Below are 11,435 nucleotides of genomic sequence, written 5' to 3' on the forward strand. Positions count from 1 at the left end.
CTGCACCATGTACACCAACAGATACGGATGGCGATGGTACACCAAACTATTTAGACTTAGATTCTGACGGTGATGGTATCCCAGATTCAATTGAGAAAGGTTCTAACGGAGCTACTCCAGTTGATACAGACGGAGATGGTACACCAGATTACTTAGATACAGATTCAGATGGCGATGGTATTCCAGATGCAATCGAAGATGCGGGATGTACAGGTACTGCACCATGTACACCAACAGATACAGATGGCGATGGTACACCAAACTATTTAGACTTAGATTCTGATGGTGATGGTATCCCAGATTCAATTGAGAAAGGTTCTAACGGAGCTACTCCAGTTGATACAGATGGTGATGGTACACCAGATTATTTAGATACAGATTCGGATGGCGATGGTATTCCAGATGCAATCGAAGATGCGGGATGTACAGGTACTGCACCATGTACACCAACAGATACAGATGGCGATGGTACTCCAAACTATTTAGACTTAGATTCTGATGGTGATGGTATCCCAGATTCAATTGAGAAAGGTTCTAATGGAGCTACTCCAGTTGATACAGATGGTGATGGTACACCAGATTATTTAGATACAGATTCGGATGGTGATGGTATTCCAGATTCTATCGAAGATGCGGGTTGTACAGGTACTGCACCATGTACACCAACAGATACAGATGGCGATGGTACTCCAAACTATTTAGACTTAGATTCTGATGGTGATGGTATCCCAGATTCAATTGAGAAAGGTTCTAATGGAGCTACTCCAGTTGATACAGATGGTGATGGTACACCAGATTACTTAGATACAGATTCTGACGGAGACGGTATTCCAGATTCTATCGAAGATGCGGGTTGTACAGGTACTGCACCATGTACACCAACAGATACAGATGGCGATGGTACACCAAACTATTTAGACTTAGATTCGGATGGTGATGGTATTCCAGATGCTATCGAAGATGCGGGTTGTACAGGTACTGCACCTTGTACACCAACAGATACCGATGGTGATGGTACTCCTAACTATTTAGATTTAGATTCGGATGGTGATGGTATCCCAGATTCAGTAGAAAAAGGTCCATCAGGCAATGCTCCAATCGACACAGATGGAGATGGTACGCCAGATTATTTGGATTTAGATTCAGATAATGATGGTATCCCAGACGCGATTGAGGCGATTCCTTCAGGTGTTACCCCAGGTAGTCCAGTGCCTACTCCGATCGATACAGACGGAGATGGTACCCCAGATTACAGAGACCTAGACTCTGATGGTGATGGTATCCCAGATGCTGTAGAGAAAGGTCCAAATGGTGCAACTCCAGTAGATACGGATGGCGATGGAACGCCAGATTATAGAGATTTGGATTCTGACGGCGACGGAATTTCGGATGCTAACGAAAAAGGTTCTAATGGAGCAACTCCAGTAGATACTGATGGCGACGGTACTCCAGATTATTTAGATTTAGATTCGGATGGCGATGGCGTGACGGATGCTCAAGAGGTAATTGATGGTACAAATCCATTAGATCCTTGTTCATTCCAGTCTAATCACCAAACTTTGACTCCAAGTGCTGCATGGGCAGCTGCGGATTGCGATGGTGATGGTCAATCTAACGGAACAGAAATTACGAATGGAACAGATCCGAATATTAAATGTTCGAATACGATTCCATTCCCAACACCAACGGTGACAAGTTCAGGCTCGAATGTATGTTCAGGAACACCAGTTACCTTGACATCGAGTGCAGCGAGCGCTTACCAATGGTACAGAAATGGTAGCTTAATTTCTGGTGCAAATGCACAAACTTACACGACCTATTTAGCCGGTTCTTACACGGTAATCGTGAAGAATTCATTAGGATGTGAAAGTGCAGCAAGCACACCAGAGGTTGTTAGCGTATCGCCTCCTCCTACAGCGACAATCGCTCAAGGTTCAGTATTGGCAATGGGTAACTCATGTAATAGTACTCCAATTAAATTGGAAGTTTCTACTGATGCAGTAGCAGGTGCTACCTACCAATGGATGAAAGATGGAGTGGATATTCCAAATGCGACCAATGCGGTGTACAATGCAACTTCAGCAGGTATTTATGTAGTTAAAGTGACCAATAGTGCTTGTACGACTGAATCAGCTGCAACGAAGATATTGCCACCAGCAAATGCTCAATCTTCAGTAAGTCCTACTGTTTGTGCGGGTAATGTTGTAACACTACAAGCAGATCCTACTGGATATACGGCTCCTACTTATCAGTGGGAAATGAATACCGGTGCAGGATGGGTGAATGTACCAAGCAATGGTACGTCAGTAACTTACGGTGCAACTGTTAGTGGAGATTACCGTGTGAATATTACGGATCTGGGGGTAACTTCTACCTCTTGTCCAATAACGGTAACGGTAAATGCTTTACCAATAGTTAATGTAGCGGTTGCTCCTTCTAACATTGTTTGTGCTGGAACAACAAGTACGATTACTGCGACGCCTTCAGGAGCATCACCATTTACCTATAAGTGGAGAACAGGTGGTATTGAAATGAGCTCACAAACAGCAAGTACATTCGCAACTACCACATCAGGAACATTTGATGTGAAAGTAACGGATGCGAATGGTTGTGAAGCGATTAGTTCAACAACTACAATCACGGTTAATGCATTGCCTGCTCCAGTAGCAGCAAGTGTTACATCTCAACCGACTTGTTCAGTGGCAACAGGAACGATCACCGTTTCTTCTCCAATTGAAACAGGTATGACTTACAGTATTGACGGAACAACGTTCACCAATACTTCAGGAGTCTTTACAGGTGTGGCAGCAGGTACTTATACCGTATATGCGAAAAATTCAAGTGGCTGTGTGGGAGTTACTGCTACAGTAACAGTGAACGCACAACCAGTAACGCCTGCTCAACCAGGAGTGATTAGTGGATCTAACAGCGTCTTACCATTGTCTACACAAACGTATTCAATTACAGCTGTAACAGGAGCTACATCATATACTTGGACATTGCCAAATGGATGGACAGGAAATTCTACGACTTCAAGTATTACTGCTCTTGTCAATACCAACGGTGGTACAGTTTCAGTAGTAGCAAATGCAGGAGCTTGTATTTCTAGTCCACAATCATTGGTTGTTAGTATCAATACATCTCAAGATACAGATGGTGACGGTGTACCTGATAGTCAAGAAATTTTGGATGGTACCAGCAGCAACAATCCTTGTGATTTTGTACCGGGTAGTGTAACCTTAGCCAAAGGTGGCGCTTGGAACACTGCAGATTGTGATGGCGATGGAACTCCAAATGGAAGTGATACTGCACCAAATGATCCTTGTATTCATGGCCTAATCAGCACACCAAATACATCAAATGCGATTTGGGCTGCTGCAGATTGTGATCAAGATGGTCAAACAAATGGTTCTGAAATTTTAAATGGTACAGACCCTAACAATCCTTGTTCTTACACTACTGCACCTACTCCAAGTAGTGCTGTATGGGCAACTTGGTCAGTGTTAGACTGTGACGGTGATGGAACTTCTAACGGTGCTGATACACAACCATTGAATCCATGTGTTCATGCTCAAGGTAGTACGCCAAATACATCAAATGCGATTTGGGTTGCTGCAGATTGTGATCAAGATGGTCAAACAAATGGTTCAGAAACCTTAAATGGCACAGATCCAAATAACCCTTGTTCGTACACTACCGCACCTACTCCAAGTAGTGCTGTATGGGCAACATGGTCATTGTTGGATTGTGATAATGATGGCTTAACAAATGGTGAGGAAATTACAGGTATAGATGATTCATCTACTCCTTCCAATCCAAATAACCAAACATCTGACTTTACAAGTCCAGATACAGATGGAGACGGGGTGTCAGATGCTCAAGAAGCAATTGATGGAACAGATCCAAATGATGCTTGTTCGTTTAGATTAGCAAGTCAGACTTTAACCCCAAACAATGCATGGAAATCAGCGGATTGCGATGGCGACGGATTAACGAACCAAGAAGAGAAAACAGGTATCAATGATCCTGCTACTCCTGCGAATCCAAATGGAGCGATTACAGATCCATTGAATCAAGATTCGGATGGTGATGGTGTTACGGATGCTCAAGAAGCAATTGATGGAACGAATCCAAATAACGCTTGTTCATTCGTATTGGCTAGTCAAACCTTGACCCCAAGCAATGCATGGAAATCAGCGGATTGCGATAACGACGGCTTAAACAACCAAGAAGAGAAAACAGGTATCAATGATCCTGCTACTCCAGCAAATCCAAATGGAGCGATTACAGATCCATTGAATGCTGATACGGATGGTGACGGAGTGTCAGATGCTCAAGAGGCAATTGATGGAACGAATCCAAATAATCCTTGTTCATTCGTATTGGCTAGTCAAACTTTGACCCCAAGCAATGTATGGAAATCAGCGGATTGCGATAACGATGGATTAAATAACCAAGAAGAGAAAACAGGTATCAATGATCCTGCTACTCCAGCAAATCCAAATGGAGCGATTACAGATCCATTGAAACCAGATACAGATGGTGACGGAGTATCAGATGCACAAGAGGCAATTGATGGAACGAATCCAAATGATCCTTGTTCGTTGGTATTGGCAAGTCAGACTTTGACCCCAAGCAATGCATGGAAATCAGCGGATTGTGATGGCGATGGCTTGAATAACCAAGAAGAGAAAACAGGTGTCGATGATCCTAATACTCCTTCGAATCCAAATGGAGCGATTACAGATCCATTGAATCAAGATTCGGATGGTGATGGCGTAAGCGATAGACAAGAAGCAATTGATGGAACCAATCCAAATGATCAATGTTCATTCGTATTGGCTAGTCAAACCTTGACACCAAGCAATGCATGGAAATCAGCGGATTGCGATGGTGATGGATTAACGAACCAGGAAGAGAAAACAGGTATCAATGATCCTGCTACTCCAGCAAATCCAAATGGAGCGATTACTGATCCATTGAAACAAGATTCGGATGGTGATGGTGTTACGGATGCTCAAGAAGCAATTGATGGCACGAATCCAAATAACGCTTGTTCATTCGTATTGGCTAGTCAAACTTTGACCCCAAGCAATGCATGGAAATCAGCGGATTGCGATGGCGATGGCTTGAATAACCAAGAAGAGAAAACAGGTGTCGATGATCCTAATACTCCAGTGAATCCAAATGGTGTCATCACTGACCCATTGAATGGAGATACGGATGGTGATGGAGTAAGCGATAGACAAGAGGCAATCGATGGAACGGATCCAACTGACCCTTGTTCATTCATTACGGCTAGTATTACTGGAACTCCAAATGCAGCTTGGTTAGCGGCAGATTGTGATGGTGACGGTGTGACGAATGGTAAAGAAATGATGGATGGAACGGATCCAAACGATGGTTGTGATTATGTTACGGCTAGTCAAACGGTTACGACAAGCGCTGCTTGGAGATTGTTAGACTGTGACGGTGACGGTAATCCAAACGGAACAGATCCAGAGCCAATGAATTTCTGTGTGGGTGGTACAGGAGCTATTCCTGCTCAAGGAACAGCTGCTTACGCTGCTTACATAAATGCAGATTGTGATAGTGATGGAATTCCGAATAACATGGAGTGTTTCGGAGCTATTTCAACTTGTCAAGATTTTGATGGCGACGGAATTCCAAATTACATGGATACTGATTCAGATGGCGACGGCATTTCAGATGCAACAGAGAAAAACATCGATACAGATAAAGACGGTGATGCGAATTACTTAGATCTAGATTCTGATAATGATGGTATCTCTGATAAGTGTGAAGGCGTAACCGATACAGATGGAGATGGTACACCTAATTACTTGGATTTAGATTCAGATAACGATGGCATCCTAGATGCTTGGGAAACGGTTGCTGTTTACAAATGGCATGATGATGCGAATTTCGATGGTACATTGAATGAGCATGCAGACGCAAATGCAAACGGATGGGCAGATATTGCTGAAAATCGTACAGCAGATGTGTGTGGCGCGGATACAGATGGAGATGGTATACCTGATCGTTTAGATATTGATTCAGATAACGATTGTATCCCAGATTCAGTTGAATTCACTGCTGATCCTGATAAAGATAACCGTCCAAGCTACCGTGACACGGATGCGGATGGTGATGGTATCCCTGATAATGTAGAAGCGGGATCAAATTGTTCGAAACCAGTAGATACAGATGGCGATGGAACACCAGATTATTTAGACTTAGATTCAGATAATGACGGTATCCCAGATTCAGTGGAAGCAGGTAAAAATCCAGCTAGTCCAGTAGATACAGACGGTGATGGTACTCCAGATTTCAGAGACCTAGATTCGGATAATGATGGTATCCCAGATTCTTTAGAGAAAGGACCAAACGGAGCTACACCGGTAGATACGGATGGAGACGGAATCCCAGATTACCAAGATCTAGATTCAGATAATGACGGTATCCCAGACTCAGTAGAGAAAGGACCAAATGGAGCTACACCAGTAGATACAGATGGAGACGGAACACCAGATTACCAAGATTTAGATTCAGATAATGATGGTATCCCTGACTCAGTAGAGAAAGGACCAAATGGAGCTACACCAGTAGATACAGATGGAGACGGAACGCCAGATTATTTAGACTTAGATTCGGATAATGATGGTATCCCAGACTCAGTAGAGAAAGGACCAAATGGAGCTACACCAGTAGATACAGACGGTGATGGTACACCAGATTACCGTGATTTAGATTCGGATAATGATGGTATCCCAGATACAGTGGAAGCAGGTAAGAACCCAGCGACACCAGTAGATACGGATGGTGATGGAACACCAGATTACCAAGATATAGATTCTGATAATGACGGTATCCCAGATTCAGTGGAAAAAGGACCAAATGGAGCAACACCAGTAGATACAGATGGAGACGGAACGCCAGATTACCAAGATTTAGATTCTGATAATGACGGTATCCCAGACTCAGTAGAGAAAGGACCAAATGGATCTACACCAGTAGATACAGATGGAGACGGAACGCCAGATTATTTAGACTTAGATTCTGATAATGATGGTATCCCAGACTCGGTAGAGAAAGGACCAAATGGAGCTACACCAGTAGATACAGATGGAGATGGTACACCAGATTACCGTGATTTAGATTCGGATAATGATGGTATCCCAGATACAGTAGAAGCTGGTAAGAACCCAGCGACACCAGTAGATACGGATGGCGATGGTACTCCAGATTTCCAAGATATAGATTCTGATAATGACGGTATCCCAGATTCAGTGGAAAAAGGACCAAATGGAGCTACACCAGTAGATACGGATGGAGACGGAACGCCAGATTATTTAGACTTAGATTCGGATAATGACGGTATCCCAGATGCTGTTGAGAAAGGACCAAATGGAGCTACACCAGTAGATACAGATGGCGACGGAACGCCAGATTACCGTGATTTAGATTCGGATAATGATGGTATCCCAGATACAGTGGAAGCAGGTAAGAATCCAGCAACACCAGTAGATACAGATGGCGACGGAACTCCTGATTTCCAAGATCTAGATTCGGATAATGATGGTATTCCAGATGCAGTGGAAGCAGGTAAGAACCCAGCGACACCAGTAGATACGGATGGCGATGGAACACCAGATTACCAAGATTTAGATTCTGATAATGACGGTATCCCAGATTCAGTGGAAAAAGGACCAAATGGAGCTACACCAGTAGATACAGATGGCGACGGAACACCAGATTATTTAGACTTAGATTCGGATAATGATGGTATCCCAGACTCTGTAGAGAAAGGACCAAATGGAGCTACACCAGTAGATACAGATGGAGACGGAACGCCAGATTACCGTGATTTAGATTCGGATAATGATGGTATCCCAGATACAGTGGAAGCAGGTAAGAACCCAGCGACACCAGTAGATACGGATGGCGACGGAACTCCAGATTTCCAAGATCTAGACTCTGATAATGATGGTATCCCAGATTCAGTAGAGAAAGGACCAAATGGTGCTACACCTGTTGATACGGACAAAGATGGTATCCCAGATTACCAAGATTTAGATTCGGATAATGATGGTATCCCTGATGCTGTGGAGAAAGGTCCAAATGGAGCTACACCAGTAGATACAGATGGCGACGGAACGCCAGATTATTTAGACTTAGATTCTGATAATGATGGTATCCCTGATGCTGTGGAGAAAGGACCAAATGGAGCTACACCAGTAGATACAGATGGAGACGGAACGCCAGATTACCGTGATTTAGATTCGGATAATGATGGTATCCCAGATTCAGTAGAGAAAGGACCAAATGGTGCGACTCCAGTAGACACGGATAAAGATGGTATCCCAGATTACCAAGATTTAGATTCGGATAATGACGGTATCCCAGATTCAGTAGAAAAAGGACCAAATGGTGCTAAGCCAGTTGATACGGATGGAGATGGTATCCCAGATTACTTAGATTTAGATTCGGATAATGACGGTATCCCAGATGCTGTGGAGAAAGGACCAAATGGAGCTACACCAGTAGATACAGATGGAGACGGCACGCCAGATTACCGCGATTTAGATTCGGATAATGATGGTATCCCAGATGCTTTCGAAGCAGGAGCTAACCCAGCTAAACCGGTTGATACGGATGGTGACGGTATCCCAGATTACCGCGATTTAGATTCGGATAATGATGGTATCCCAGACGCGATTGAAGCAGGTAAAAATCCTTCAGTTCCAGTAGATACGGATAAGGATGGTATTCCAGACTTCCGTGACTTAGATTCGGATAATGATGGTATCCCTGATGCAATTGAGAAAGGACCAAATGGTAACAACCCAGTGGATACAGATGGTGATGGCACTCCAGACTTTAGAGATCTAGATGCTGATAATGATGGAATTACAGATACTATCGAAAAAGGAAAAGACGGAAATAATCCAGTTGACACTGATAAAGATGGTATTCCTGATTACCGCGATGTGGATTCTGATGGAGATAAGGTTCCAGATAAGTTAGAAGATGATCTAAACTATGGAGCAATGGAAGACTGCGACAAGGATGGTATTCCAAACCGATTGGATCCTGACACTTGTGAGACATTTATTCCTCAAGGTATTTCTCCTAATGGTGATGGTGTAAATGATAAGTTGATCATTCCGGGTATCATGGGTTATAAAAACCGAATTACGATTTACAACAGATGGGGTAACGTCGTATTTGAAACCGAGAACTACCAAAACGATTGGGGTGGTGAAACGAACAAAGCTTACGAATTAGTAGCAGAAGACGGAAAACTACCTGATGGAACGTACTACTATATTGTAGACTTCTTAGGAGTAAAACCAACGGTAGGTACATACGTGTACATCAATCGTCAAGTGAAATAAATCATTGGAAATGCGTGGTGTTCGCACCACGCATTCAACCAAAGTGTTCAGTCTTTTAGAATTATATAAAGTTTTAAATCATATCATCATGAAAAAGATGTTAACAACATTGAGAGTAGAAAAGGCGAGTACCAGGAATTGGGGTCGATTGACCCCAATCTCCCTTGTTCTAGCTGTTTCGCTATTTTTTATTAGCTTGAAAGCTACTGCTCAAATTGAAACCATGTACAGTTTATATCGTTTCAATCCACAAATATTAACCCCTGTTCAAGCAGGTAGCACGACCAACAGTGAATTGATTTTGATGTATCGAAATCAATGGGTAGGTATCGAAGGTGCTCCAAGAAACTTGGGATTTTCAGGTAATTTTAAATGGGGCCAAAAGAAAGGTTTAGGTTTAACAGCGGTAGTAGATGAAGCAGGTCCTGTTAGATCGACCATTTTTAGTGGCGATTTTGCCTACCACATTAAGTTGAATGAAAATTGGAATTTGGATGGTGGTATCCGTATGGGTATGGCCAACATTGCCTTAAATTTCTCTCAAATTCGTTTAGTAAGTGCCAATGACAATTTATTCGCCGGTGATCGTTCTACAGGTATTCAACCTAACTTAGGATACGGTATTCGTTTTGCGAAAAAAGACGATGGCTTTTTCTTTAGCTTTTCACAACCAAGGGTATTGAAATATGATTTCGGTACTTATTCAGGAGCTTTTAGAGACGTTGCTTATTACTATGCAATGGCTGGTACTAAAATCGCTTTAGGTGGTAAAGTAGAAACTTCCAATGGATTACGTTCTAGAGTTACTTTATATCCAAGTGTTTTATTCCGTGTTGCGGCTGACGTACCTTTATCGTATGACCTTAACTTAACAGCTAATTTAAAAGGTAAATTGGATCTTGGTTTAAGCTACCGTAGAGAAGATTCATACGGTCTACGTTTAGGGGTTCAGGCAACCAAGAAAATCTATTTAGGATATGTATTTGAATTACCAATTTCTGAAATTCGTAAAGCAAGTTCTCAAACACATGAAATGGCCATCCGATTCTTTATTTTCGATAAAAAGAAAGAATTGAAGCGTGATGAATTGAAAGTGGAGGAATACGATAAACGTGCGACGGATTTTGGACCATATGTGAAAAAAGAACAAGCGAGTTCAACTGTTGAAACAGTTAAAGAACAAGTGGCTCCTGCTCCACAAGTGATTCAAGAAGTGAAATCAGAAGCGAAACCGGAAGTGAAGGCGGAAACAAAAGCTGAGGCAATTAAAACAACAGTTGAATCCAATCAGAAATTTGTTGATCCGAAACCAAATACCAGTTCAACGACAACCGTAAGTACAACCTCTACTGAATCGGAAGAAACAGAAACTTCTGAAGAAGATGAATACGAATACGTAACTGTTACAAAAACGAAGACAATTAGAAGTCGTGCTAAAGTGGTTAAAAAACCAACCATCACCACCGTTTCTAAAACAGCAGGTAAAGCGGCCGTTGCTGCTAAAACTGTTACGACAACTCGTAATGTAAAAACAACAGGTGTGAGTACGTCTAAAACGACAACTTCTGCCGCTTCTACTTCGGCTAAGCCAAAACCAAAACCGAAGCCAAAACCGAAGCCAAAACCAAAAGCAGACGCATCTACGGAGAAGTCAGGTACTGACGCTGCCAACAACAGTGGTTCTGGATCTGGTTCTGCGCCAGCAGCATCTACCAACTCGGCTCCAGCAGCTAAACCTGCAGCCCCTTCTGATCCAAATACAAGGATTGTGAAGAAGTCGACAAATGGTAATGTTACCGAAGTTGTGAAAGAAACAATCGGAGGTACTGCTGAAAGAGCTGCTAAAACATCCGTAAGCAAGCGTAAGCAAAAAGATGGTTCAGAAGTAACAGTTTATACAACTACTGAAGTCATCAAAAAGAAAAAAGTGAAGAAAACAGAATAGTTTTTTACACGTAAAGTATGTTCTAAAAGGTTAAGTATGGGCAGTTCTTCATACTTAACCTTTTTTGCTTATTAATAGGATTTTTTTAGTTG

The 11,435-nt window shown here is 42.5% G+C and carries 2 protein-coding genes; both read left to right on the forward strand.

The annotated features are described in order from the left end of the window. A partial coding sequence (locus V7S76_RS08270) for a T9SS type B sorting domain-containing protein (RefSeq protein ID WP_459509609.1) occupies nucleotides 1–9,398 on the forward strand: 9,398 nt, incomplete at its 5' end. Between the two features lie 88 nt (nucleotides 9,399–9,486). Further along, nucleotides 9,487–11,343 carry a PorP/SprF family type IX secretion system membrane protein gene (locus tag V7S76_RS08275; protein ID WP_459509610.1) on the forward strand — a complete coding sequence of 619 codons (1,857 nt, stop codon included), beginning with the start codon at nucleotides 9,487–9,489 and terminating at the stop codon, nucleotides 11,341–11,343. Nucleotides 11,344–11,435: the final 92 nt, after the last annotated feature.

The sequence above is a fragment of the Aquirufa sp. ROCK2-A2 genome (genome assembly GCF_054558485.1).